At 67.1% G+C, this 23,473-nt stretch carries 25 protein-coding genes and 1 pseudogene; 12 read left to right on the top strand and 14 right to left on the bottom strand.

Annotated elements, in window-relative coordinates:
• Window positions 1-22 precede the first annotated feature (22 nt).
• Window positions 23-427, bottom strand: a complete 405-nt coding sequence (locus tag AC0Z36_RS04235; protein WP_485461291.1) for a hypothetical protein — start codon at window positions 425-427, stop codon at window positions 23-25.
• Between the two features lie 157 nt (window positions 428-584).
• On the opposite strand from AC0Z36_RS04235, the gene AC0Z36_RS04230 reads away from it, so the two are divergent.
• Window positions 585-1,313 carry a tyrosine-protein phosphatase gene (locus AC0Z36_RS04230; RefSeq protein ID WP_485461290.1) on the top strand — a complete coding sequence of 243 codons (729 nt, stop codon included), beginning with the start codon at window positions 585-587 and terminating at the stop codon, window positions 1,311-1,313.
• Window positions 1,314-1,343: 30 nt separating this feature from the next.
• Here the strand turns inward: AC0Z36_RS04230 and AC0Z36_RS04225 are convergent, their stop codons facing one another.
• Window positions 1,344-1,568: a helix-turn-helix domain-containing protein gene (locus AC0Z36_RS04225; protein ID WP_485461329.1), complete on the bottom strand. Its 225-nt coding sequence runs from the start codon at window positions 1,566-1,568 to the stop codon at window positions 1,344-1,346.
• Window positions 1,569-2,180: 612 nt separating this feature from the next.
• Here AC0Z36_RS04225 and AC0Z36_RS04220 point away from each other — a divergent pair.
• From AC0Z36_RS04220 to AC0Z36_RS04200, 5 genes are all read left to right on the top strand, one after another.
• Window positions 2,181-3,212, top strand: coding sequence for a glycosyltransferase family 2 protein (locus tag AC0Z36_RS04220; protein WP_485461289.1), 1,032 nt, complete (start codon window positions 2,181-2,183; stop codon window positions 3,210-3,212).
• A 307-nt stretch (window positions 3,213-3,519) separates the two neighbouring features.
• Window positions 3,520-4,614 (top strand): non-hydrolyzing UDP-N-acetylglucosamine 2-epimerase, encoded by a 1,095-nt coding sequence (gene wecB / locus AC0Z36_RS04215; RefSeq protein WP_485461288.1) that lies wholly within the window; start codon window positions 3,520-3,522, stop codon window positions 4,612-4,614.
• Window positions 4,615-5,102: 488 nt separating this feature from the next.
• The gene (locus AC0Z36_RS04210) at window positions 5,103-5,879 is read left to right on the top strand and encodes an alpha/beta fold hydrolase (protein WP_485461287.1); all 777 of its coding nucleotides are present in this window, start codon (window positions 5,103-5,105) and stop codon (window positions 5,877-5,879) included.
• A 285-nt stretch (window positions 5,880-6,164) separates the two neighbouring features.
• Window positions 6,165-7,355, top strand: coding sequence for an NAD(P)/FAD-dependent oxidoreductase (locus AC0Z36_RS04205; protein ID WP_485461286.1), 1,191 nt, complete (start codon window positions 6,165-6,167; stop codon window positions 7,353-7,355).
• Between the two features lie 10 nt (window positions 7,356-7,365).
• A complete protein-coding gene (locus AC0Z36_RS04200; RefSeq protein WP_485461285.1) occupies window positions 7,366-8,304 on the top strand; it encodes a sigma-70 family RNA polymerase sigma factor in 939 nt (312 codons plus the stop codon).
• Window positions 8,305-8,420: 116 nt separating this feature from the next.
• Here AC0Z36_RS04200 and AC0Z36_RS04195 read toward each other — a convergent pair whose 3' ends face one another.
• The 4 genes from AC0Z36_RS04195 to AC0Z36_RS04180 all read right to left on the bottom strand — a co-directional run bounded on the left by AC0Z36_RS04195 (window position 8,421) and on the right by AC0Z36_RS04180 (window position 13,139).
• Window positions 8,421-8,915, bottom strand: a complete 495-nt coding sequence (locus tag AC0Z36_RS04195) for a hypothetical protein (RefSeq protein WP_485461284.1) — start codon at window positions 8,913-8,915, stop codon at window positions 8,421-8,423.
• 180 nt (window positions 8,916-9,095) lie between these two features.
• A complete protein-coding gene (locus AC0Z36_RS04190) occupies window positions 9,096-9,779 on the bottom strand; it encodes a response regulator transcription factor (RefSeq protein WP_485461283.1) in 684 nt (227 codons plus the stop codon).
• Window positions 9,776-10,954 (bottom strand): sensor histidine kinase, encoded by a 1,179-nt coding sequence (locus AC0Z36_RS04185; protein ID WP_485461282.1) that lies wholly within the window; start codon window positions 10,952-10,954, stop codon window positions 9,776-9,778. The genes AC0Z36_RS04190 and AC0Z36_RS04185 overlap by 4 nt, the downstream gene beginning before the upstream one ends.
• A 106-nt stretch (window positions 10,955-11,060) precedes the next feature.
• Window positions 11,061-13,139, bottom strand: coding sequence for an MMPL family transporter (locus tag AC0Z36_RS04180; RefSeq protein ID WP_485461281.1), 2,079 nt, complete (start codon window positions 13,137-13,139; stop codon window positions 11,061-11,063).
• A 223-nt stretch (window positions 13,140-13,362) separates the two neighbouring features.
• Between AC0Z36_RS04180 and AC0Z36_RS04175 the strand changes: the two genes are divergently transcribed.
• On the top strand, window positions 13,363-13,524 hold the full coding sequence (locus AC0Z36_RS04175) for an HAD-IA family hydrolase (protein ID WP_485461328.1): 162 nt from the start codon (window positions 13,363-13,365) through the stop codon (window positions 13,522-13,524).
• Window positions 13,525-13,560: 36 nt separating this feature from the next.
• Here the strand turns inward: AC0Z36_RS04175 and AC0Z36_RS04170 are convergent, their stop codons facing one another.
• Window positions 13,561-13,938, bottom strand: a complete 378-nt coding sequence (locus AC0Z36_RS04170) for a DUF6210 family protein (RefSeq protein ID WP_485461280.1) — start codon at window positions 13,936-13,938, stop codon at window positions 13,561-13,563.
• Window positions 13,939-14,186: 248 nt separating this feature from the next.
• Here AC0Z36_RS04170 and AC0Z36_RS04165 point away from each other — a divergent pair, with 248 nt between their 5' ends.
• On the top strand, window positions 14,187-14,570 hold the full coding sequence (locus tag AC0Z36_RS04165) for an STAS domain-containing protein (protein WP_485461279.1): 384 nt from the start codon (window positions 14,187-14,189) through the stop codon (window positions 14,568-14,570).
• Here the strand turns inward: AC0Z36_RS04165 and AC0Z36_RS04160 are convergent.
• Window positions 14,481-15,455 (bottom strand): sigma-70 family RNA polymerase sigma factor, encoded by a 975-nt coding sequence (locus AC0Z36_RS04160; RefSeq protein WP_485461278.1) that lies wholly within the window; start codon window positions 15,453-15,455, stop codon window positions 14,481-14,483. The genes AC0Z36_RS04165 and AC0Z36_RS04160 overlap by 90 nt on opposite strands.
• 203 nt (window positions 15,456-15,658) lie before the next feature.
• On the opposite strand from AC0Z36_RS04160, the gene AC0Z36_RS04155 reads away from it, so the two are divergent.
• Complete coding sequence (locus tag AC0Z36_RS04155) at window positions 15,659-16,102, top strand: DoxX family protein (RefSeq protein ID WP_485461277.1); 444 nt, start codon at window positions 15,659-15,661, stop codon at window positions 16,100-16,102.
• A gap of 82 nt (window positions 16,103-16,184) precedes the next feature.
• Entirely contained in the window at window positions 16,185-16,598 is a 414-nt protein-coding gene (locus AC0Z36_RS04150; protein ID WP_485461276.1) for a GNAT family N-acetyltransferase, read from the top strand.
• Window positions 16,599-16,608: 10 nt separating this feature from the next.
• On the opposite strand, the gene AC0Z36_RS04145 is transcribed toward AC0Z36_RS04150, so the two are convergent.
• Window positions 16,609-16,968: an FCD domain-containing protein gene (locus tag AC0Z36_RS04145; RefSeq protein WP_485461275.1), complete on the bottom strand. Its 360-nt coding sequence runs from the start codon at window positions 16,966-16,968 to the stop codon at window positions 16,609-16,611.
• Between AC0Z36_RS04145 and AC0Z36_RS04140 the strand changes: the two genes are divergently transcribed.
• Complete coding sequence (locus AC0Z36_RS04140) at window positions 16,855-17,388, top strand: hypothetical protein (RefSeq protein ID WP_485461274.1); 534 nt, start codon at window positions 16,855-16,857, stop codon at window positions 17,386-17,388. The genes AC0Z36_RS04145 and AC0Z36_RS04140 overlap by 114 nt on opposite strands.
• 8 nt (window positions 17,389-17,396) lie before the next feature.
• Window positions 17,397-18,017, top strand: a complete 621-nt coding sequence (locus tag AC0Z36_RS04135) for a GyrI-like domain-containing protein (RefSeq protein WP_485461273.1) — start codon at window positions 17,397-17,399, stop codon at window positions 18,015-18,017.
• A 696-nt stretch (window positions 18,018-18,713) separates the two neighbouring features.
• Here the strand turns inward: AC0Z36_RS04135 and AC0Z36_RS04130 are convergent.
• The 5 genes and pseudogenes from AC0Z36_RS04130 to AC0Z36_RS04110 form a co-directional block, all read right to left on the bottom strand.
• Window positions 18,714-19,270: pseudogene (locus AC0Z36_RS04130) on the bottom strand (alpha/beta fold hydrolase); the annotation flags it as partial.
• A gap of 410 nt (window positions 19,271-19,680) precedes the next feature.
• Window positions 19,681-20,811, bottom strand: coding sequence for an amidohydrolase (locus tag AC0Z36_RS04125; protein ID WP_485461327.1), 1,131 nt, complete (start codon window positions 20,809-20,811; stop codon window positions 19,681-19,683).
• 154 nt (window positions 20,812-20,965) lie between these two features.
• A complete protein-coding gene (locus AC0Z36_RS04120; RefSeq protein WP_485461272.1) occupies window positions 20,966-21,394 on the bottom strand; it encodes an LppU/SCO3897 family protein in 429 nt (142 codons plus the stop codon).
• 692 nt (window positions 21,395-22,086) lie between these two features.
• On the bottom strand, window positions 22,087-22,743 hold the full coding sequence (locus AC0Z36_RS04115; protein ID WP_485461271.1) for a DUF6518 family protein: 657 nt from the start codon (window positions 22,741-22,743) through the stop codon (window positions 22,087-22,089).
• Between the two features lie 282 nt (window positions 22,744-23,025).
• The gene (locus AC0Z36_RS04110; protein ID WP_485461270.1) at window positions 23,026-23,451 is read right to left on the bottom strand and encodes a lactococcin 972 family bacteriocin; all 426 of its coding nucleotides are present in this window, start codon (window positions 23,449-23,451) and stop codon (window positions 23,026-23,028) included.
• Window positions 23,452-23,473: the final 22 nt, after the last annotated feature.

The raw sequence follows: 23,473 nt of genomic DNA, 5'->3' as shown, positions 1-23,473 counted from the left end.
AACCTGAGTTTTCGAGGATCTTTCAACTCTTGACCTCCACCGGGACCGCGCGACCCCGCAGTGCCGCAGCCACGAGCTCCATCTCCACGAGAGTGCCGGTCAGGCCGTTTGCCTTCAGCTCGGCGGCCATCCCGCGCGCCTGAACCATGGACAGGTCGTGAACCTCACGGAGAGCCCTGTGTACGGAGATCAAGTTCGACTCCGTCTCAGCGAGGTGCAGCCGGGCCGTGCCGTGCGCGCTCAGGATGGCCTGCCGGATCTCCTCCGGAGTGGCCCCGCTGTCGTCCCAGCGGCTGGGGCAGCCTCCGCAGGCGTCCTCGGCGCTCCATTGAAGCTTGCCGTCGTCGATGAACTGACGGACGTCGAGGACCTGCACGTCTCCGCAGCCGGGGCATTGGGAAGCGAGCTTTGCGCCTTGGGATATCACGTGGACTCCTGGTAACGAGGTGAGCCGGTTCGAGGGTCTCAGCCGCCCACAGACGGCGGACACGATCAGTGGACCAACGGTAACCATGAGGGCAGCCGAACTACGCACACACGCACTTACGGCCACCCCGAAACGATGTCGCTCTAGAGTGCAGCCTATGAAAAGGCACCTCGAGTTCGCACGTCTGCACAACTTCCGCGACTTGGGCGGCTACCGCACCACCGACGGCCAGACGGTGCGCTGGGGCATCCTCTACCGGTCCGATTCGCTCGCCAAGCTTCAAGGTGACGACTGGGACCGCTTCCGCAGCCTCGGCGTGCGTACGGTGATCGACCTGCGCTATCCCTGGGAGATAGCCGCGAAGGGCCGCGTGCCCGAGCACGAGGACCTCGCGTTCTACAACCTCAGCGTGGAGCACCGCCCGTACGACCAGGCGGAGATCGACCCGACCCTGGACCCCTGGCGTTACCTCGCGGACCGATACGCGGAGGTCGCACTCGACGGTGCCAAGGAACTCCGGCAAGCCCTCGACCTCGTGGCCGCCGGGAGTGACCCGTTGGTCTTCCACTGCGCATCAGGCAAGGACCGTACGGGCCTGCTCGCCGCGTTGATCCTCACGCTGCTCGGGGTGCCGGAAGACGACATCATCGCGGACTTCGCCCTTACCGGACTGGCCACGGACCGCCTGCTCGCCGACTGGCAGGCCGCCAACCCCGACCGGACGATGAACTGGCCCGGCTACGGACGGGCACCGGCGGAGGTCATGCAGCTGGTGCTGGCGGACCTGACGACGACATACGGCTCCGTGCACGAGTACGCGGCGCGGCATCTCGGGGTCGACGAGGAGCTGATCACGCAGCTGCGTGCCCGGCTTCTCGAGGATTAGCATCTGCGGGATCTTCGTAGTGAGCCATTCTCAGGCGGTCTCAGCCTTCAGCTTCCCCACCGCAGACCTCCGACCGCCGTCGACTTCGTCATCAGTCGTCCGGAGCTCGCCGTTCCGGGCGCCGGTCTCCCACGCCTGATGCCACTGATGGACCGCCTGCCGGCTCACCCCCAGCAACCGCGCGACCTTCGCCTGCCCGACCCCCTGCCTGAAACAGGCCGGCGGCCTGGAGCCGCCGTACCTCCCGCTCCGCACGGTCCGGTTGCGCCCCACGTCCAGATCCCATACCTCCGGCACAGCAGAACCTGACGGAACGTCAAGGGTGCAGGCGAAGGTCAGTAGTTACTAATAAAGGTCGTAAATATTAACAAATAGGCTCTTTGGGTATTTTAGGAATTGCTGCGGACGTCAGGAGACCGCAACGGAATTTCTTGTGCTGAAGTGTGAACTGCGCGGCACGGACATACACGTGACGGCGTCGCCTGGTTCGGATGCTTGGTGCGAAACGCCCTGACATACCGGCGTCTGCTCGCCCACTGAACGGCCTGATGGATTATGCAGGGCGATCCGAGCGAATTATGGTTTTTGTTCGAGTTAACTGAAGTGAGGTGTGAATTCCATGTACCCCGGCCCCGCAATTCTGGCGTATACCGGATTGGAAAGTTTCACTGTTGGAGGAGTAGCGGCAGGAACGATTTTCCTGGGTCTGTCGCTGCTCCGACTGTCTCGGCTCTCCTGGGCTCGCTCGGCCGCGTCGTGTGACAGGAAGTAGACCGCTCATGCCGCGCGCCCGATGGCGACGTATGTCCTCAGGCTGGTGCGCATCGCTCCAGTGGAACGTGACGCCGGTGCGGGTGGTCTCCGCCGGTGCGGCAGCAGCACGAGCGCGTTCTGGTGGGGGTCATGGACGCCGACGGCCATCTGTCCGACGGCGCGGTGGCGCACGTGGCGCGCCGCTTCGCGGACCCGGCGGTCGGCGGGGTCCAACTGGCGGTGCGCATCCGCGACCGGGACAGCTACCTGACCAGGATCCAGGACTTCTATCTCTGGGCGGTGGCTGCGGTCACCCAGTTCGGCCGGGTCTCGACCGGCACGGTCAGCCTGGGCGGCAACGGGCAGTTCTCGCGGCTCACCGCTTTGGACATGGTCGGCGAGCGACCCTGGTCGGCCTGTCTGACGGAAGACCTGGACCTGACAATCACCATGGTGCTCTCCGGGTGGAAGCTGTCGACCACCCCGTTCGCAGCGGTCTCCCAGCAGGGTGTGCACCAGCTCCGGAGGCTGGTCAGACAGCGCACCCGCTGGTATCAGGGGCACACGTCCTGCGGGCGGCGGCTTCCGGAGATCTGGCACTCCCCGCGCCTGACCCACGTCCAAGCCACCGAACTGTCGCTCTACCTGTTGGTGCCCCGGGTGCTGGACCTGCCGTGGTCGATCCTGTGGCATGTCGCCCTGTTCAACTTCATCGCCCACTGCCAGGACTACTTCCTCTCCGACGCCAGCCTGCTGATGACCACGCTCAGCGTGGTGCTCTGGTACCTGATCAGTTTCGGGCCCGCCCTGGTCGCCACCGTCCTGCAAAAGCGCCGCGCCCCGGAGACGAACTGGCCTCGCGCGCTGCTGCACGGGCACTCGTTCCTGCTGATGAACTACCTGTTCTTCCTCTGCGCTTGGAAGGCGCTGTTCGCCATCGCCAACGGCCGCACCGAGTGGGCAAAAACCGCCCGCGAGCACGAAGCCGAGGCGGATCTTCCCCGTCCCAGGCGTGCCACCCAGGAGCAGCCTGTAATCACACCGACACCACTGGTGGACCCGACCGTCGCGGGCACAACCCTGTCCGTGGCGCTCGCCGGTGGATTCATCTTGTACCGCCGACGCAATCGCATGGGTGTGTCATGAATGAGGTGGCCTCGCCGAGCGAGAAGACGTCGGACGTCCCGCTCCCCGATTCGTAGACGGGCTGTCCGTGACCAGACGCAGGGCCGGACGGCGGGTCCACCGAGGGGTACCCGGGCGCTGCGGAACTGAGGCGCTCCGGCCCCGTGCGGGCGCTGGACCGGGCCCGCCCCGGCCCGACTGGCCGCAGACCATTCCCACGCGCCCATATCCGGGCCGGTACAGCACCCACAGACCGCCTACCGGCTTCCGGCTTCCGAGCTCTGAGCCCAGGCAAGATACCGACTCCGTTCAAGGAAGGCAGCCCGTGATGACCCACTCCCGCTCCCCCCGCATCGCCGTGGTCATCGGCACCCGTCCCGAGATCGTCAAAATGGCCCACATCGTCCGGCTGCTGGGCCCGCAGGCCTACCTGGTCCACACCGGACAGCACTACGACCACGACATGTCCGCCACCTTCCTGAACGAGCTTCCCGCACCCGAGGTCGTCCTCACCGATGTGGGCGCGCAGCCGCGCGGCCGACAGTTCGCCGCCGTCATCGACGCGCTGGGCGCGCACCTCACCGCGCAGCCTGCCGCCGCGGTGCTGGTCCAGGGCGACACCAACACGGCGGCGGCCGCGGCCCAGGCCGCCCACTTCCTCGGCATCCCGGTGATCCATGTGGAAGCCGGGCTGCGCTCGCGCGACCGCGCCATGCCAGAGGAGATCAACCGTCAGTTGGTGGGCGTACTCGCAGACTGGCACTGCGCGCCCACCCCCGAGGATGTGGAGAACCTCAAACGCGAGGGCGTCGGCAGCGAACGGATCGCCCTGACCGGCAACACCATTGTCGAAGCCACCAGGGATGCCGTTCCTCCGGCCGACGAGAGGGCAGCCCTGCTGGCACAGTTCGGCTTTGACCCCGACCGCTACATCCTGGCCACCATCCACCGGCCGGAGAACACCGACGACCCCGAGCGGCTAGCCGCGATCCTCCGCCAGTTGGCCAAACTGCCCCTGCCAGTGCTCTTCGCAGCCCACCCGCGCACCCGGGCCGCCGCCGCCCGCCACAACCTCCAGGCCGACTTCGACCGGCTCAGCCCGACCGGACCGCTGGATCACCGCACCTATCTGGCCCTGGCCAGCAGTGCCCGGCTGCTGGTGTCCGACTCCGGAGGCCTCCAGGAGGAGACCACTGTGCTGAAGAAACCGCTGATCGTGGTCCGCAACTCCACCGAGCGCCCGCAGTCCATCACCGCTGGTTTCGCCCACCTGGTCGCCCCGGGCCCCCGAATCGCCGAGGTGGCGCGCGCCCTGCTCGCCGACACCGGCCTGCCTCAACGCCTCGCCGCCACCCCCAGCCCCTACGGCGACGGCTACGCCTCCACCCGGATCGCCGCCCTCGCCCGCACCTACCTCGCCTGACCGGACCCATCCGACCTGGGCATCGCGCCCGGGCCAGGGACGAGCAGCTGCGCATCCAGGACGGCAGCTCGGAACTCCTCGCCGAGCGCACCGGTCGAGGACGCGTACAAAGCCTCCGCGGAGTTGTTGGTCGTCGGTTCCCCCGGACCGCCGAAGTTCGCCTGGCCGCCGACTGAGAGCGGGTGAATTCCTTATAGGTGTCTGCGAGTTGCACACTGCCGCCTGGGGCGGTGGTCGCCGCCAGCTCCAGCTCACTGGTGTGCCGGCCGCCGCGCGGACCTGCACGCCCAGCGCCACTCTGTGATCCACCGGGAACCGGACGTCCCGCCGGGTGATCCGCTCACCTTTGACCCTTGATGTCTGCGGGAAATGTCAGAGCCCGGCTCTACTTTGGACGAGACGGGGTCGGACTCGCGCCGATGGCAGCGGGGAACGGGCGGCGAAGCGCCACCAGTGACACCGGCCGATCACGAAGGAGAGGCAATCCCATGGACAAGGCACGTTCCAGTGACGGCACTGAGATCGCGTACGACCGGATCGGCGCGGGCAAGCCGGTCGTCCTGGTCGGCGGCGCATCGTGTGCGCGGGGGATCCACACGCCGCTGGCCGAGCTCCTGGCCGCGGACTTCACGGTGTTCAACTACGACCGCCGGGGCCGCGGCGACAGCGGGGACACACTGCCCTACGTGGTCGAGCGGGAAATCGAGGACCTCGGCGCGGTGATCGCCGCAGCCGGTGGAGCAGCGGCGGTCTTCGGCAACTCCTCGGGTGCCGTCCTGGCCCTGCGCGCTGCCGCCGCCGACCTGCCCATCACCGAACTGGCCGTGTGGGACCCGCCGTTCATGGTCGACCCGGACGCTCCGCGTCGGCAGCGTGCGTACGCCACCCAGCTCACCGCCCTGCTCGACGCCGACCGTCGTGGTGACGCCATGGCGCTGTTCATGACCAGCGTCGGACTGCCCCAGGAGATGATTTCGGGGATGCGCCAGGCACCGATGTGGCCGGGTATGGAGGCCGTGGCGCACACGCTCGCCTACGACGCCGCCGTGATGGGTGACAGCACTCTGCCGGACGACCTGGCCGCTTCCGTCAAGATTCCCACCTTCATCCTGACCGGCGGTGACAGCGGAGCCTGGGCAGATGCCGCAGCGCAGGCGCTCATTGGCGCACTGCCCGCCGCGCGGCACCGCACTCTGGACGGCCAGAATCACGCGGTGGCCTGGGACGTCCTCGCTCCTGTGGTCACGGAATACCTCAGCCGCTGAAACATGAGCTTCGGTGCCGAGGGCGGCACCGACGACTGGCTGGACGTGGTCGAGCGTTCCAGTCGCGCCCCGGACGCTGAAGTCCGGTGTGACACCGACCGGTAGTTGGCCAGCCCGATCAGTAGGTGGCCATCGCTCCGTTTCGACTGCCCAAGGTAGCCCTAAGCGCCTGTCGGAGTCTCAACTGCTCAGCGCAGTTCTGTGACCCGCGTCACATCCGACTCCTGTCAGCAATCGGAGCGCCGTCTCGTTCAAGGGGCACACGAACGAGACAGGAGCAACGTCATGAAGCACCGCATAGTCGTACTCGGCGCCGGATACGCCGGGGCCTTCGCCGCCGGAAACCTGGCCCGGCGGCTCTCCCCCGCCGACACCGAGATCACCGTCGTCAACGCCGTGCCCGACTTCGTCGAGCGGATGCGGCTCCACCAGCTCGCGATCGGCCAGGACTTCGCGGTCCGCAAGCTCGCCGACGTATTCGCGGGCACCGGGGTGCGGCTGCGCCTGGCATGCGTCACCGGCGTCGATCCCGAGCGCAGGACCGTCGCTGTCACCGGCGAGGACTGCGACGGCGAGCTCGCGTACGACACGCTTCTCTACGCGCTCGGCAGCTCCGTCGCCCACCATGGCGTCCCCGGCGTGGCCGAGTACGCCTTCGACGTGACCGGCCGGTCCTCGGCGCTGCGACTGCGCGAGCGCTTGGCCGGCCTGGGCGAGCGCGGCACCGTGCTCGTCGTCGGGGAGGGGCTGACCGGCATCGAGACCGCCACCGAGTTCGCCGAGTCCCGGCCTGACCTCTCGGTCGCACTCGCCGCCCGCGGCGAACTGGGCGCCTGGCTCTCCCCGAAGGCCCGCCGCCACCTGCGCCAGGCCTTCGACCGGCTCGGCATCACCGTCCACGAGCACACCGGAATCGAAGCCGTCGAGCCGACGAGGGCGATCGCTGCCGACGGTGCGTCCATCCCGGCCGACGTGACCGTGTGGTCGGCCGGGTTCGCCGTGCACCCCATCGCGGCCGCCAGCGGCCTGGAGGTCGCCGGGACCGGCCAGATCGTCGTCGACCGCACCATGCGCTCGGTCTCGCACCCGGACGTCTACGCCGCCGGTGACTGCGCCTACGCGATCGGCGAGAACGGCCGGCCGCTGCCGATGTCCTGCGCCTCGGCCGGCTTCACCAACATGCAGGCGACCGCCGCGATCATCGCGCGCCTGACGGGTAGCGAGGTCCCGACCACCGGGCTGAAGTACTACGGCAACCACATCAGCCTCGGGCGGCGGGACGCGATCTTCCAGCTGGTGGACGGGGACGTCCGATCGAAGTCCTGGTACCTGGGCGGCCGGACCGCCGCGCGGCTCAAGTCGAGTGTGCTCAAGGGGGCCGGGTGGGGCATCGCCCACCCGACCTTCGGCATGCCGAAGCGCAAGCGCCGCCTGGCCACCGCACCGGACCGGACCGGTGTACGGGTCGCCGCATAGCGTGTCCCGCATGGATACCGTCGCCGTCGATCGATTCGAGGCCGGCCGGGGCCGGCTGGCCTCGCTCGCGTACCGTCTGCTCGGCTCGGCCGCCGACGCCGAGGACGCTGTGCAGGACACGTTCCTGCGCTGGCACGCTGCAGACCACGAACGGGTCGAGGTGCCGGAGGCGTGGCTGACCAAGGTCGTCACGAATCTCTGCCTCGACCGGCTCCGCTCGGCGCACGCGCGCCACGAGCGTGCGGCCGGTGAATGGCTGCCCGAGCCACTCCTCGAGGGTGACCCGATGCTAGGCCCGGCCGACACCTTCGAACAGCGCGAATCGGTGTCCTTGGCTGTACTGACCCTCATGGAGCGCCTCTCGCCGGTCGAACGGGCCGCATACGTCCTGCGTGAGGCCTTCTCATACCCCCACGCCGAGATCGCCGGGATCCTCGGCATCACCGAGTCCGCGAGCCAACAGCATGTCCACCGGGCCCGACGCCGGGTCACCGCCGAGCGCCGCGGGGGCGACGAGGTGGACCCCGCGTCCGCGCGCCGGATCGTCGAGGAGTTCCTCGCCGCCGCCACGTCGGGGCGCACCGAACGGCTGGTGGCGCTGCTCACCGACGACGTGACGGCGGTCTCGGACGGCGCCGGACTGGCCAGGCGGCTGCTGCGGTACAAGACGCGCGAGCGCGTCGCCTCCTACGTGCGGGCCGGCTTCAAGGCCACGCCGGCGAAGCGGCGGCTGGCCGGCGGCTCCCTCGCGTTCCACATCGCGCTGGTCAACGGCTCCCCGGCCGTCCTCGGCGTGATCGAGGACCGGGTCGTGGGCGCCGTGGTGATCGAGGTCAGTGCCGGCAAGGTCGCGTCCCTGCGCGGCATCGCCGCCGCGGACCGGCTCGCTCGCCTCAACGAAGCCTGGCGGCAGCACGAACCTGACGCGCCGGTCATCAACGCATGGTGACCAGAGCTACCCGAGTCGGGTGACCTGAGTCGGCGCGAGGACGGCACCTCTTCGATGCCGATCCCAAGGTCGTCAGCGCGGCGGTCAACAATCCTGCCCGCTCACGCTGCCGGTCATCAGCCGAACCAAGAGCCGGCAAGTCGAACCATCCGGTCGGCATCGACCTCATAGCCGATCAACGGGTATCCCGGATCGTCGCCTTCTGCTGTCATCAGCACCGGCTTGCCCAGCTCACGACCTACGCTACGCATGAAAGCGCACAAAACATCAAGACGTTGCTGGCCTTGCAAATCCACGAGAAAGACGTCGCAACAGATCTCCTCGACCGTGAACGGCCGGAAGAGAACTTCGAAGTCAGGGGCGGGCCAGACTCTGACCGTTGCGAAGCTGTGGTCTGTACGGGCGAAGAGGTCCTCGGCTCGGTCCGGCAACGGAAAGGTAGTCGCTGCATCGTCCAGTGAGTACTCGACAGGCCAGCCGCGCAGACGCACGAGGTCAAGGAGAGCCTGCCAGTCGGCCATCGAGGTCTCTGACACGCACACGTCCGGCACCGTCCCGTTCTCGTACGGGTCGAACCACTCCTTGATGTCATCCCACAGCAGCTCCGGCATCGCACCATGCTGCACGTCGGCCCGGGTTGCCGCATGCGAGTTTCCATCGCGACGCCGTGTGCTCAACAAGCCGCGGTGCTGAAGCACTCCGCCAGGAACTCGCGCAACCCGTACGGCGAAACTGTGGCCGAAGCCCCGAAGCCCCGAAGCCCCGAAGCCCCGAAGCCCCGAAGCCGGAGTTCACACTCCACTGTCGACAGGACCCCCGCTGCGTGGCGTCACCAGTCCCGACTCATAGGCAGCGATGACAAGCTGCGCCCGGTCGCGGGTGCGCAGTTTCCGCATGATCCGGCTGACGTGCGTCTTCGCGGTGAGCGGGCTCAGCCCGAGGTTCTCCGCGATCTCCGTGTTGTTGAACCCCCGGCCGACGAGGGTGACGACTTCGCATTCGCGCGCGGAGAGCCCGTCAAGACTGGCGGTCACCGGCGGTTCCGGGGGAGCGCTCAGCACCCGGGAGATCAACCGGGCGGTGGGGCCGGGGGACAGTAGTGCCTCCCCGGCGGACACCGTACGCACCGCAACGAGCAGATCGGCCGGGATGGTGTCCTTCACCAGGAATCCGGACGCCCCCGCGCGTAGTGCCTCCACGATGTTCTCGTCGGTGTCGTATGTGGTGAGGACGAGGACCTTCAATCCGGCGAGGGCGGGGTTCTCCGCGATCAGCCGGGTCGCTTCGATGCCGTCCAGCTCAGGCATCCGGATGTCCATGATGATGACGTCGGCCGGGGTGGCACAGGCCAGGTCGACGGCCTCCTGGCCGTTTCCCGCCTCGCCGACGACGTCCATGTCCGGGGCCGATCTGATGAGCATCGCGAAAGCGCTGCGGACCAGGGTCTGGTCGTCGGCGAGCAGTACCCGGATCATGCGGAGTCCTCTCGGATGCTGCGTGCTGACAACGGCAGTGCCGCCGTCACTTCGAATCCGCCCAGCTGGAGCGGACCCGCCCGGAGGGTGCCGCCGACACTGCGGGCGCGTTCGTGCATGCCCACCAGTCCGAAGCCGGAACCCGAAGTGCCGCCGGGCGGCTTGCCGTTGTCAGTGACGCTGACGTGCAACAGGCCCGTACGGGATTCGACTTTGACGGTGGCCCGGGCACCGGCGCCGGCGTGCCTGGACACGTTGGTCAGCGCTTCTTGCACGATGCGATAAGCCGCTGCTGCGACCGCCGGTCTGACCTGCGCGGATTCGGTGTCCAGCGTCAACTGGGCCCCGGCGCGGCGGGCGAGGGCGGGCAGCGCGGCGAGATCGGGGAGGGGGCCGTCGATGCCCGGCGAGTCGCCGTGGCGCAGGACTTCCAGTGTGGTCCGTACTTCGGCACGCGCGGTCCGGCACGTGTCGGAGATCCCGTTGAGGACCTCGGCGATCGCTGCCCGGTCGAGCTGCGTGGGATCGGTGTTCAGCACATGGGAGGCGACTGAGGCCTGCACGCCGATCAGCGTGATGGAGTGGGCCAGCAGGTCGTGCAGGTCGCGGGCGATGCGCAGGCGCTCCTCGGTGACCTGACGGTCAGTCAGTTCCGCGTGGGCCAATTTCGCGCGTACGGCGCGCTGGCGCTGGATGCGGACGTTGATCCCGAAGATGAGCACGGCGGCGATCCAGCCGGAGACACGCAACGTCTCCAGGGCACTTCCGGCATTGGAGATCCAGTTCGCGCCCACCGTGCTGCCGATGACCGTGAACCCGCTGAGCACAGCGCGCCGGGGTGGGACGGAGACCGCATAGCTGTAGAGCACGGCCATCGATCCCATCACCGCTGCGGTGTGGGTGTTTCCCAGGGCGTGGTAAGGCCCGATGCAGGCGACCATGACCACCAGTGCCACCGCCGGATGCGACCGCCGCCACACCAGAGGCAGCTGTCCGCCGAGCAGCAACGCCCAGCCCAGTGCGTCCGGTCGGCCGCCGTCGCCGGGGATCACCGCCATCAGTACGGAGGAGGTCATGATCGCCAGGGTGAGCAGCGCGTCGTTGCGCAGGACGTGCTGTGCGTCCGCCGGGTTCCGGCGGATCGCGGCGGTGATGCGCTTGCCCAGGGTGGTCACGTACACATCCTCGTGGAAATCGCTGCGTCGATCATGTACAGAAGTCCCTTGTGGAGATCGTCAAGGGGCATTCTGTACATGATCGACGCGATTGGCATCGACGTGATCAGTTTCGAGGTGATCGGCTGAGCGGGCCGGGCCACCACACCTTGCGGCGCAACAGCAGCGACGCCGCGGTGACCAGGAACGTCCGTACGATAAAGGTGTCCAGAAGGACGCCCACCGCGATGACAAAGCCGAGTTCGGCCAACGGCACCAACGGCATGTTCATCAGTACGGAGAAGGTCGCGGCCAGGACGACACCCGCCGAGGTGATGACCCCGCCGGTGGAACGCAGTGCGCTCAGTGTCGCAACCTCAGGTTCCGCCCCCGCCAAGGCTTCCTCCCGCATCCGGTGCATCAGGAAGATGCCGTAGTCGACGCCGAGGGCGACAAGGAAGACGAAGGACAGCAGTGCGAGTCCCGGATCGGTGCCGTTGAAACCGAAGAGCGATCCGAAGACCAGCCCGCCGATGCCCAGCGCCGCGCCCCACACCGCCACCACCGCGACGACGAGGATCAGCGGGGCGACGAGGCTGCGCAGCAACAGGATCAGGATCAGCGTCACCGCGACAAGCACGATGGGGATGACAACTTTCCTGTCCCGGCTGTTGGTGTCCCGCAGGTCGATTTGCTGCGCACTGGGGCCACCGACGTAGGAACCGTCGAGTGTGGAGCGCAACGCCTTGATGGTGTTGGTTTCGCCTTCGGATTCCGGCGGGCTGATGGTGGTGACGAAGAATTCGGTCCAGCCGTCTCCACTGCGGCCGGTTTCCACCTTCGTGACGCCCTGGGTGGACCGGGCTGCTGCCTGGGCCTTATCTGCCTTGCCGGTCGGCGAGATCACGGTGACGGGCCGGCTGCTCTGCTCCGGGAACGCCTTGCCGAGGGTTTCCATCGCGGAGATCGACTCGGGCCTGGTGCTGAAACTGTCCTCCTGCTTGAGACCGCCCGGTAGTTGGAGGACACCCAGGGCGAGAGCTCCGAGCAGCACCACACCACCTACCAGGACTGCGGTGGGCCTGCGGCGCACTGAGTTGCCGGTCGCGGCGAAGATGCCTTTTCTCCTGGGTTCGCTGCCGAACTTCGGGACCAGCGGCCAGAACACCCGGCGGCCGAGGAGCACCAGCACCGCGGGCAGCAGCGTCATCATGGCGAACAGCGCACACAGCACACCCACCGCGGCGATCGGACCCATGCCCCGGCTGCTGTTGAGGTCCGCTGCCAGCAGGCACAGCATGCCGAGGGCCACCGTGCCGGCTGAGGCGAGGACCGCGGGCCCGCACTTGCGCAGCGCGGTGAGCATCGCCTCGTACGGGTGCTCGGTCCGGCGGAGCTCCTCGCGGTAGCGGGCGATGAGCAGCAGGGCGTAGTCGGTTCCCACCCCGAACACGAGGATGGTCATCACGCCGGTGCTCTGCCCGCTGACCGAGACGCCGAAGGCCCGGTTGAGGCCGTAGGTGATGCCCAGGGCCAATGTGTCCGCCGCACCCGCCGCCAGGAGTGGCAGCAGCCACAGCGTCGGGCTGCGGTAGATGACGATCAGCAGGACGGCGACGACGATGACGGTCGTGTAGAGCAGTGGTCCACCGAGTGCGGAGTACACCTCGGTTGCGTCAGTGTCGAACGCGCCGGGACCGCCGACCTGGACACTCAGCCCGTTGATGTCAGTGGCGATGTCGCGGATGCCTTTGACGAAAGTGGTCCGCGCCTTTGAGTCGTTGCCGGGCCCGGTGCTGGAGAGGGGATACATCAGCGTCGTACCGTCGGTGGACGGGACGCCCTGCGGGGGCTTTCCACCGGAGAGCGGGTAGGCGGCCGCGATTTTGGTGACCTGCTGCTGCGCCGTGCCCCGGTCGGCGTCGGTGAGCCCGCCGTCGCGGTGGTAGACGATCACGAGGTCGGTGGACTCGCCGCCCGGGAGCTTGTCCTGGATCGCGGCGACCTGGGTGGAGTCGGCGTTCGCCGGGAGGTAGGAGGCGACGCTGTCCTTCTGCACGTCACCGAGTTTGCCGGAAAGGGGGCCGACGACGGCGATTACGGCGATCCAGAGGACGAGCACGAGCCAGGGGAGTTTGCGGCGGGTGCGTGAGGTGCTGCTTGGTGGCTTGGTGTTTTTCGGAGTCTCCAGCGTTGTGGCCCTCATGTGCGGGGTCCCCCTCTTTGGACGGTGGTTGATTGCATCTATCGTCCGGGGGCTGAGCGGGGGATCTGTCGGGCTTGGGGGCGAGATGTGGGTTACTCCCGGAGGGGGCACGGGGGGACTGTTACTCCCGGGGGAGTAGTGGGGGGATTTGGGATTGCCCGGCACGCCGTCGAAGTCGCCTCATTTGAAGGCCTCAACGGACTCAGCATCGGCCGGCTGGCCAGTGATCTCGGGCTCAGCAAATGCCGAACGGGCCGGCGTCCCGGTTGGCCGGTGCCTGTTCATCGACGACAGTTACGCCAACGTCACAGCGGCTCGTGAAATCGGGATGGCCGCCGTCCACTACCGCCGAGTCGAAGATCTCCGCAGTGCCTTGCGGTGCTGATCCCCTGACTGAGGGCCTACGGGTGACCAACATGGCTCAGTCCGAGTTGCACCACACCAACACCCCGGGGCCGTCCGGAGCGTTCACCGGTACCCATGCTTCGTGGTCCTCGTGGATCCGGCTTTCGTCCAGCCGCCTGGCAAGGGCGGCGATCCGGTCCGTGCGGGGACGGCGGCATTCCAGGGCGATGGCGACGTGTCCGTCGACGGGAGTTGAGGCGCCGGGATGACGGGTGCGGTCGGCACTACAGCCCAAGCGTGTTGACGCAGTCCTTGCAGCGGTCAGTCGCCGCGCGGCTGGTACTCCCTTCGGTCGCCTGCGCTGGATGGTGCCTGTTGATCCGTCCCAGCCGGCATCGTGAACATCCGGGGCTGTGCTCGGCAGGGCTACCCGAAGAGAACGGACCAACTGCATAGACCGGAGAGATGTGGTGGTCAAAACCTACGGATGACCACCACATCTCTCCGGTCTGTTCAGTTGGCGCAGCGGCGCTACAGGTCGCCTGTCGGCGACTCCGCCGAGGGTGCCGCCTGGAACTCAGCGGTCCTGCGGGAAGAACTTTTTCCGACAGTGACCGGCAGGCGATCCTCGCCCGGACCGATGAGTTCAGCGCGCCGGCCCGGTCTACCCCTGATGAGCACCACAAACTCGAAAGGCCGACCATGACCGACGGACAACTGCTGCCCCAAGCAAGGCGAACACCCGTACTCACCCTGACCCCGCCGCTCACCCGCGCCGACGTGCCGCGACTCTGCGGTCGACTGAGCGCACTACCCCCAGGCGGCGCCGTACTCATCGACGTCAGCGCGGTCACCGCACCCGACGCGGACACCATCGAGGTCCTGGCCCGGCTTCAGCTCACCGCACGCCGTGCCGGACACCGTATTCACCTGCGCGGCGTAGGCCGCCGGCTCGACGGCCTCCTCACCGTCACCGGCCTGGCCGAAACCGTGGGACTACCCGTTGATCCGCGCGGGCAGGCCGAACACCGGGAACAGCGAGGCAGTGTCGAGGAAGGAGTTCAGCCCGGCGATCCGGCCGTCTGAAATCTCCAGGACCTGCAACGCCCACGGCTCGTGGCCGCCGTCGGGACTCGGGCGGTACTGACCGAAGGCCGGGCAGCCGTTGGCCATCGTCGCGACCAGCCGCGAACCGCGGCAGCCGACTCCCACCCCGAGCATCCAGGCGCGGATGTCGGCATGGCCCCGGAACCACAGGTCGTACGGCGGCATCGACAGCGTCGCGTCCTCGTGCAGCAACGCGGCGAGGGAGTCCATGTCGTACGCCTCGAAGGCGCTGACGTAACGGGCGAGGAGCGCGCGGTGCTCCTCGTCCAGCGGCTTCCCGGCACCCTCACTTGCGGCGAGCGTCGAACGCGCCCGCTGCAACGCGCTGTTGACCGAGGGCACCGAAGTCTCAAGCAGCTCCGCGACCTCGTCGGCCTTCCAGCCGAGCACCTCACGCAGGATCAGCACCGCCCGCTGCTTCGGCGCCAGGCGCTGTAGCGCGGATATCAGCGCGAGCCGTACGGACTCCCGCCCGACGGCCACTTCCGCTGGGTCACTCGTCTCCGGCAGCACCCGGCCGTCGGGCACAGGACCGATCCAGGTGACCTCGGGCAGCTCCGGGGTGAGCGGCGAGGACGCAGTCGCCGCGCTGGTCAGGTCCATCGGGCGGGCCCGGCGGTTGGTGCCCTTCAGCGCGTCGAGGCACACGTTGTTCGCGATCCGGTACAGCCACGTGCGCCACGAGGACCGGCCTTCGAAGCGGTTGTGGCTGCGCCACGCGCGGATCATGGTCTCCTGTACGGCGTCCTCGGCCTCGAACAGTGAACCGAGCATGCGATAGCAGTAGCCGGTCAGTTCGATGCGGTGCTGCTCAAGGCGCTGTTCCAGCTCGTCTGGCGCGAACGTCACTGTCGAATCACCCATGGCGACCCCCCGTAGACCATCGGCGCGGACCGCCGTGGAGCGAATCATAAATTTAGGGCCCGGCACCGACACAACCGCCCAGTGGGCCGCGGAGCGGGCGGTTTCGCAGAGGTTCAAAAGAAGTTCCCGCCGGACCGATGAGTTCCACCGCCCATGCCGGTCCACCTCCTTGAAAGCAGGAAACCCCGCACAAGGAGACCCGGATGACCCAGCTCACCGCACCCACCGCCGGCCGCCCCGCCCAGCAGGTCCCCGGGCGTCGGCTTGAGATCACCCTGCGCGTAGTCCAGACCGTACTGGCGCTGTTCTTCGGGTTCAGCGCCTACGCCAAACTCATCGCCCACCCGTCGGCCGTGGAGGTCTTCGACAAGATCGGGTACGGCGACTGGTTCATGTACTTCACCGGCGCCCTCGAACTTGCCGGTGCCATCGCGCTGTTGATCCCGCGACTCGTCGGCGTCGCCTCGGTCGCGTTCATCGGGCTGATGGTCGGTGTATTCATCACCCAGCTGGTCTTCCTCGACAGTGAGAACCTGGCCACCCCGGTGATCCTCATGGTCCCGTTCGCCCTGCTGGCATGGGCCCGTCGGGCCAGGACCGCGCAGTTCATGAGTGAGCTGCGGGCGCTGCCGCGGCGTGCTGCCTGAACGGGGGCACCTTGCGGCCGGGCACCACTCGCTCGACCACTAAGCAGCAGCTGTGTCGGAGCTGGCAGTTAGGGTGCCCGGCATGGAGCAGAACAACTACGCGGTCCGCGCGGCCATCCCGTCCGTCGACACTTACCGCCACCTGCGCGGGGCCGCCGGTCTGGGGGCCAAGCCGGTCGAGGCCGCCGCCATCGGGCTGCCGAACAGCTGGTTCGGCGTCACCGTCCACCACGGTGATGAAACGGTCGGCATGGGTCGCGTCATCGGCGACGGCGGCTGCTTCTTCCAGGTCGTGGACATCTGCGTCCTCCCGGAGCACCAGGGCCGGGGCCTCGGCAGGCGGATCATGACGGAGCTCACCGCGGAGCTTGAACGCCGGGCCCCGGCCGGCGCGTACGTCTCGCTCATCGCCGACGGTGACGCCAAGTTCCTCTACGAGAAGTTCGGATTCGTCGAGACTGCCCCGGCGTCGGTGGGGATGCACCGGCTGGTCTGACAGCGGGAGTTCACGGTTTTTGCAGTCGCACCAAGGTTCCCTTGGTTTCCGCGGTCAGGATCCGGGCCGTCGCGTCGGCGTCGCCCCGCCGCACCGCCTCCACGAGCGTCGCGTGCGACTCGTCGCCGTGCCGGGGGTCCTCCGTACGCAATCCCAGCAACTCGACCAGGTCGATGGGCCCCTGCCGCAGCACGGGCGCGAACTTGGCGAAACGATCAGCGAGTACGGGAGTGTGCGCGGCGGCGACCACGGCCCCGTGCAGGGCGATGTCCGCGTCGACGAATGCTGCGTCGTCGTTTCCGTCAGCGGCCTTACGGCGGCACTCAAGCGCGGCGTCCAGCATCGCGATGTCCGCAAGGGCCCGGCCCACCGCGCGAACCGCGCGGCTGAGTCGGGCGTACGGGATTGTGATGCGTCGTGGGCCGTCCCTTACCTGCCCATCGACCCCGCCGACCTGGGCCGCGACTGCGAGGCGGTCAGCCGCGTCAACAACCAGTCGGGCAGGGCGGGATCGCCTACCTCCTGCAGACGCAGCACGGCCTGGCCCTCACAAGAGGCCGGACGCGGGAAGCCGGGCACAAGAGGCCGGGCGCGGGAAGCCGGGCACAAGAGGCCGGGCGCGGGAAGCCGGGCACAAGAGGCCGGGCGCGGGAAGCCGGGCCGTCAGCGGTGTTCAGTTTTGGCCGGTGCACAAGACACGGCCGTCAAGGATGGGGAAGACTTGCCCGCCCGGGGCGGGTCAGCCCCGAATCCCTGCCGATGGCGGCGTGCCTTTGGCCGAGACAGCTGAGGAGCTTCATGAGCAGCCTCAAGATGGACCTCAAGAAGACCAATAAGCAACTCTTCACCGCCACGGTGGCGCCGGCCCTGGTCGAAGAGCCCGAGCTGCCGTTCCTCATGATCGACGGTACGGGAGACCCCGCCGAGGAGGCCTACCGGGAAGCGGTCGAGGCGCTGCACACCGTGGCGTACACGGTCCGTGCCACCTTGAAGAAGACCGAAATCGTGGAGTTCTCCGTACCGCCGATGCAGGGCCTCTGGTGGACGGCCGCGGACCACGGTTTCACCTACGGCACCGACCGCGCGCGGTGGAACTGGACGATGATGCTGCTCCAGCCTCCGCACGCCGACACTGGTGTGGTCGATGACGCTCTTACCACTGCGGGCAAGAAGAATCCGGGCCTGCCGGTTGACCGCGTACGGCTGGAGACCTTCGGTGAAGGACGGAGCGCCCAGATCCTGCATGTCGGACCGTGCGACACCGAACTCGCCACGATTGAAAGGTTGCGCGAATTCCTGAAGGCCGAAGGTCTCGCGGTGGCCGGTCGGCACCATGAGATTTATCTGTCGAACCCGAATCGTACGGAGCCGGAGAAGATGAAGACCATCATTCGGTATCCGGTGCAGGCGATCGGCTGAAGGGCCACACACTTTCCTTGCCGCGCGAAGATCGGTGTAGCTGGACCAGCAGCGGATTGAACCGTCGCTTGCCAGATCGCCCAGGTGCCCATCTTCGTCACCGATGGCTTCTACCAGGCACAGGTTGTGGAACCCCAGCACGGTTTTGGGGCGCATCACCTTGGTGCCACTGCCCTGTACGCGCTCAACGCGCTGGAATTGAACGGGCCGATGACCTCCGGCCAGTTGTCAGTGCGCACCGGGCTGACCACCGGATCGCCGACCTCATCCAGAGCCGCTCACCCGACGAACTCGCCGTGCTTCTGGAATACTTCGCGCAAGCCGCCACTGCTTTTGCGGAGGCCACCGAAGAGATCCGGGCCGTACGGAAGAACTAATGCGATCGTCCAGCTCCGGCGTGCCCACCACCGGCGGCCGGCTTCAGGCGTTCCTCACCGCTGATCGGGGCTGCGTTAAGTGGTTGCTACAGCAGAAGCCTGCCTGCTGAACTCCGTACATGATCGTGAAGGTGAAACGGCTGCCGATCACCGAACGGTGTTCACGGCACTTGGCCCCGATCGTTGCCTCGTGCGCTGTGGAGACCGGTCCGTGGTGAGCCTTGATGTGCCATCCGGCGCATTCGGCTGGTTCTTCGGTCATGACGCCGTGCTCTACCGCCTGAGTTCCGATGGCCGGGTTGTGGTGAAATCCTCCTTGGCTGGCAGCCAGGTGCCGACGCTGGACCTGGGCGGACATGTCACGGTCGCCGATTGTGTTGTACGGACCGGCATGTACCGCCAACCATGCCGGGGTGTACATCAATTCGAGCAGGGCCCGCCTGGCAGCGGCCGGCTCTGTCTGGGCCAGCGACCTGCGCACAGCGTTGCCACGTTCGATACCGTGCCGACCCCGGGTGAGGTGCAGCCGAGCACCAGGCCGCGAACCCGCTGCGGGTGACGGGCCGCGAGCCACTGGGCGATGCGTCCGCCCATGGATGTCCCGTAGACGTCGGTTTGGTCGATGCCGAGATCGTCCAGTACCGCGATCACATCCTCAGCGAACCCTTCAGTGCTGTACGGCTCGTCGGGTTTGTCACTCGCGCCGAGGCCCCGGTAGTCGAGCGTGATGGTGCGGTGGGAGACGTGGAAGTCCTTGCGGACGTGATCCCACCAGTGGTGATTGTTCGCCTGACCCGCGAGCAGGATGAGCGGGGCACCGTCGCCCTGCGTCTGGTAGGCGATATGGACTCCGTCGGCGGTCTTGGCGTACGGCACGGGGGTGTCCTCTCCCTTTTGCTGGTGGTGAGTCAGTCGGACCGGGGTCGTGGGTGCCCCGTACCGGAATCGAAAACCTTGGCACCGGACGGTGCGGAGCCGACGGACACCCTTATTTCAGAAGGTGCGGATCAGCCGGCGGATAAGGGCCTGGCGCTGGTGTGACCGGAACCGCGTGCGACGTCCGCGCCGCGTCAACCGGTGGACGGCGCTATTCGGAGCGCCGAGATGGGCTGGGACCTGGTGGGTCGCTGGTATCCGCGGTGGGTTCCGCTTTCTGGAGTCTTCGCCCGACAGACCCACCGCGACCGGTGAACCCCGTCGCGCGCACCATCCGACGATCCTGGACCTTGAGCGGGATTTTGCGGAAATCCGTGACACTCCACTCAAGATCTAACCTGTCGTACGGGTCACCGCACCGCTCCGGCCGCGAAGTCCGCCGCCGTCCACGCCATCCCCACCGCGCCGTCGATCACGGCCTGTTCGGCCAGTGGCCCGACCGCCGCGTCCGCGAACGCCGCTTCGTGCGGCCCGCACGCGCCGCCGCTGATGTCCAGGACCGGATGGATCGACGGCACGACGTGCGACACGTTCCCCATGTCCGTACACGCGAACGGGCCCCGTCGCACCGGCGCGGGGCGGCCGAGCGTACGCGCGTTCGCCTCCCACAGCGCCACCAGCCCCGGGTCGCCACGGAAGTCGAGATAGTCAGGCTCGGGGCGGACGAGTGCCACCTCGCAACCAGTCGCCACAGCACCCGCCAGGAAGCACGCTTCAACGCGTTCCCGCAGCTCGACCAAGTCCTCGGCGGCCAACGCGCGGATCTCGTACTCCGCCGTGGCGCGATCCGGGATGACATTCGGCGACGTGCCCGCGCCGGTCGTCACACCGTGCACCTTCCACTGCGGCGGGAGTTGCTGCCGCAGCAGGCCGAGCGCGACCTGCGCGACCGTCAACGCATCAGCCGCGTTGCGGCCCTCGTGCGGATTGAGACTCGGATGTGCGGCCTTACCGGTATAGGTGACGGACAGGGTTCCGAGCGCGAACGACGTGAAGTCAGACATCTCGAACGGGCACGGATGCACCATCATCGCCGCGTCCACCCCGTCGAACGCTCCGTCCGCGAGCAGCAACGCCTTCCCGGCACCCCGCTCCTCCGCGGGGGTACCCAGGACCAGCACGGTCAGCCCGAGTTCACCGGCGAACGCGGCCAGCCCGAGCGCCGCCCCGATCCCGGCCGCCGCGATGAGGTTGTGCCCGCACGCGTGCCCGAGTCCGGGCAGCGCGTCGTACTCACACACGATCGCAACCGTGACCGGCCCGCTGCCGATGGTCGCGCGGACCGCGGTGTCGAGACCGTGCGCCGGAGCGGTCACCGCGAATCCCCGCGCCGCAAGGATCTCGGCGCACCAAGCCGCGGCCCGGTGCTCCTCGAAGGCGGTCTCGGGATGCGCGTGGATGCGCCGGCTGAGATGGAGCAGGTCGGCCCGCCGCGCGGTGATGTGCTCGCGGATCGCGGTCTTCAGCAGGTCGGTCGCCACTACATCGGTCACGGTGCTCCTGTTCGGCCGGCCCGGCGGGCGGGGTTCCTGAGTCACCGAAAGATAGCTTAGCCTTACCTAACTTAGAAATCAGAGGGTCGCGTACGGTCCGCAGGCACGCGAGCGGGCCACCGGTCGGTTCCCGCCGAGCTGATCAGCGGATTTCGACCCCGTCCGCGACCAGATTCTGCTTCAGCGCCAGGAACCCCGCCTCATCCATGTCTCCCCTGCCGGATTTCATTCTGTTGATGTCCTCAAGAGTCGCCTTCGACGTGATCGTCAGGCACAGGACACCGTCGAAGGTGCCGCCCCAGTAGTAACTGGCAAGCACACCCTGCTCCCTGGGGACGCTGCCGCACTTGTTCGCATCGTGTGTGTCGTCGAACTTCTCCACGACCCGCCACCGGGCGCGCTGGCCGTCACAGGAGCCGACGCCCAGGAATTGATTGCGCTCTGTCTTGCGCAGGGAGCTGAGACAGCCGCCGCGACTGGCCTTGGCGGTGTCGTCCGGGGAAAGCCAGTCTTTTGCCAGGACGACCACAGTCGCGAACACGATGAACAGTGACAGGAATCCGACCTTCACCAGTCACTCGGGTACCCGGTGTCTACGCCGGGGTGCGGGGGCCTGCTGGTCAAAGGGGTTGCTCACAGCACTACCTCGTCTTCGCCGCCGGGGGTGCGCAGGGCACAGCGAACCGCCGGTGTGGGAAGGAAACGGGCGGCTGCTGCGAGCGCAATTAGTTGATCAAGCGCGCACAGTAGTGGCGCCTGGTCTTCGGCGGAAAAGTGAACTTCTGTCGGGTTGTTGGGGGCACCGGTCCGTTCGGGATCGGCGTGCTCGAAGGAACTCGGCGGGGTCGCCGTCCGACATCGCAATTAGCCCTCAGGCGACTGGGAACCTCCTACTCAATACTTGACAAAACGGGTGCGCTTTTCAGCCCGCCTGCATGAACATCCACCGGTGCCCTTCAACATCGGCCGTACGGTAACGCTGTCCGCCGGGGCCCTCCTCAAGGCTGGAGAGCATCGTCGCCCCGGCGGCACGGGCGCCGCCGGTGGTCGCGGATCGACGCCACCTCGCCCTGGGCTGAGGCGTGCGTCCGCTGCCAGCAGCCGGCTCACCCAGCTTCCGGCCGTCCTCTGACGGCCGGCCCGCACACCGTCATCACGTTGTGACCAGCACATCTACTTGATCATCCGGACTTTGAAACCGCCCTGGACTCTGTTGCGCAATTCCCAGGCCGGCCTGGTCGAATCAGGAGGAAATAAATAGACTCAGTCCGCAGTGTCCGAGGAAGAGGATTTAATCCTCGCTGATTCGCGACTGAGGGAGATCGCCGCATGTCCAGTCAGGACGACGATGGCGGCGATTGCGATAATACGGACGGACACCCACGTCGCGGTAATAATAGATTCCTGCAGTGGAGGTACGTTCTTTAGCTTTTCTGTTGCGTCAACGACGGCTACCAGCGGAATCGCCAACCGGAACGGAAGGCCGCGAAGTCCGTGGTTCCTGCCCAAGGTTCCGGCCAAACCCAAAAGAGAGCCGAAGATGCACGCGGCCAGAGACCAGGCGACTGTCATGGAGAAAAAAGCAGCCCAGGAGGTGTGTGTAGATTTCCCGGATGGGTCGTTCAAGTTCGATTCCTGGAAATCGCCCATCGCCAGTTGTGACAGATAGTAGGAGATCACAGTCACGATCAAAGAAGCAGCTGCCAGGGCGGCCGACCTCATTTTGATGGTCTGCGTGAGACCTACAATGAACGCCAAGGCGGCCCACAGCCATCCGGAACTCAGGAGGAGATGCGCCACATGGCCGACCGGACCGTCGGAATCACGAAGAAATGGTCCGGAGATCCCGAGTATTACACCAGTCGTCAGTGCCGCGACGAGCACCTGGGCTTGACGAAATGAAGGGGGCGAGGTGCGCACAGGATTCCTCTCCGATTTTCGGCGGAAGTGAATCAAAAGTTTTCGGAAACCCTGAAATTTACTCTACCAACCCCTGGCGTTCCGGTTCGGACATTGCATGAAGTCGCAGTTCAGCGTGCTGGCCGCGCGGGCATGGCAGGGAACGCACAGCTCGCGTCACAGGCCCGCCGGAAGGCCGGCCGGAGGACGGATCCTCCGGTCGGCCTTCCGGCGGACTGCACAGTCATTTGTTCAAGAACGCCGCACTGCGCGGTCCGTCATGAACCCGTGTGGATTGAACGCCTAGTAGGTGGCCCAGTAGGCACTGCACGAGTAGGCCCATCCGCCGTTGGCCCCGCTGTACGACCAGCTATTTGCGTTTGCGTAGTGCTTGTCGTTCACCGAGCCCATAATGGTCGTTGAGGAGTGGTACTTCGACGGGTGGACGTAGTTGGACCAGCAGCCTTTGAGGGCGCCGGACGGCCCGCTGCCGTAGTTCCAGGTGCCGCCACCCACGCTCTTGACGGTCCGCGCGGACACCGAGCCGTTGAGGGGAATCTCGACAACTCCCCACGCCTTGGGCATTTCTCCGTTCGCGCCACGCAGGAAGCCCGGGGCGTTCTGGCTGGAGGAAACGGGGGCGGCTGTGGCGTACGACGCGGTTCCGGCGAGAATCAGAGCGGCGGAACCGACCGCGACGGCAGCGCGGCCAAGCTTGTTCAGAGACACTGAAATTCCAATCGTGTGAAGG

This window comes from Kitasatospora sp. UYEF31 (assembly GCF_057291755.1).
The sequence above is the reverse complement of the archived record's forward strand: the minus strand, read 5'-3'. Positions and strand labels throughout refer to the sequence as shown.

Coding starts and splice junctions, on each gene's coding strand:
- AC0Z36_RS04230 (WP_485461290.1), top strand. CDS start 585: ATGAAAAGGCACCTCGAGTTCGCACGTCTGCACAACTTCCGCGACTTG.
- wecB (WP_485461288.1), top strand. CDS start 3,520: ATGACCCACTCCCGCTCCCCCCGCATCGCCGTGGTCATCGGCACCCGT.
- AC0Z36_RS04210 (WP_485461287.1), top strand. CDS start 5,103: ATGGACAAGGCACGTTCCAGTGACGGCACTGAGATCGCGTACGACCGG.
- AC0Z36_RS04205 (WP_485461286.1), top strand. CDS start 6,165: ATGAAGCACCGCATAGTCGTACTCGGCGCCGGATACGCCGGGGCCTTC.
- AC0Z36_RS04200 (WP_485461285.1), top strand. CDS start 7,366: ATGGATACCGTCGCCGTCGATCGATTCGAGGCCGGCCGGGGCCGGCTG.
- AC0Z36_RS04195 (WP_485461284.1), bottom strand. CDS start 8,915: ATGCCGGAGCTGCTGTGGGATGACATCAAGGAGTGGTTCGACCCGTAC.
- AC0Z36_RS04190 (WP_485461283.1), bottom strand. CDS start 9,779: ATGATCCGGGTACTGCTCGCCGACGACCAGACCCTGGTCCGCAGCGCT.
- AC0Z36_RS04180 (WP_485461281.1), bottom strand. CDS start 13,139: ATGAGGGCCACAACGCTGGAGACTCCGAAAAACACCAAGCCACCAAGC.
- AC0Z36_RS04170 (WP_485461280.1), bottom strand. CDS start 13,938: ATGCAGTTGGTCCGTTCTCTTCGGGTAGCCCTGCCGAGCACAGCCCCG.
- AC0Z36_RS04165 (WP_485461279.1), top strand. CDS start 14,187: ATGACCGACGGACAACTGCTGCCCCAAGCAAGGCGAACACCCGTACTC.
- AC0Z36_RS04160 (WP_485461278.1), bottom strand. CDS start 15,455: ATGGGTGATTCGACAGTGACGTTCGCGCCAGACGAGCTGGAACAGCGC.
- AC0Z36_RS04155 (WP_485461277.1), top strand. CDS start 15,659: ATGACCCAGCTCACCGCACCCACCGCCGGCCGCCCCGCCCAGCAGGTC.
- AC0Z36_RS04150 (WP_485461276.1), top strand. CDS start 16,185: ATGGAGCAGAACAACTACGCGGTCCGCGCGGCCATCCCGTCCGTCGAC.
- AC0Z36_RS04135 (WP_485461273.1), top strand. CDS start 17,397: ATGAGCAGCCTCAAGATGGACCTCAAGAAGACCAATAAGCAACTCTTC.